1 pseudogene is annotated in these 524 nt (G+C 39.1%); it reads left to right on the forward strand.

Annotation, left to right across the window (positions count from 1 at the left end):
- Positions 1 to 181: 181 nt before the first annotated feature.
- Positions 182 to 524, forward strand: a pseudogene (locus tag ACFIK0_RS09930) (ShlB/FhaC/HecB family hemolysin secretion/activation protein); the annotation flags it as partial.

The following is a 524-nucleotide window of genomic DNA, read 5'->3' on the forward strand; positions in this document are numbered from 1 at the left end:
GTTTAGAGGTTTCTTTATATAAATGTGGGGGAGAGATCTTCAGCAGTTAAAATAAAGCAGTTTTGGGTGTCACTTTTCTTTGGTAACAGAGGCATGTGCTTTTGTTAAAAGCGTTATAGGGCAGTGGCTGTTTTGAGTGGACTTGTTAGAGGTTCCATGAAGTTCTTTTAAAGAGTGCTTCATGAATAATGCAAAGCGGGGGCAATCTGTATTGTTATTGATATTTTTACGCCAAAGTTCTCTTTTGAGAATTTTTCCTGCCATTGTTGTTTTCTTTGGCTTGTTTACAGGTGTAAATGTTTATGCGCGCTCCTCAGCTATTTTTCATTCCCCAACCGATAATTTTTCTCGCCAACAATCTGAGAAGCAGCAATTAGAAAGAATTGAGAAATTACGGTCTTTAACGCCTAAAAGGATCAAGACGCCTTCAGAGCAAAATCCAGAAATGCTTTTGGGTGGGAAGCAATGTTTTCCCATTCATGCTGTTGTTGTTGAGGGAGTGCATCATGTCAAAAAGCGCTCTA

Source organism: Bartonella sp. CL63NXGY (assembly GCF_042194905.1).
In the GTDB taxonomy this organism is placed as follows: Bacteria; Pseudomonadota; Alphaproteobacteria; order Rhizobiales; family Rhizobiaceae; genus Bartonella.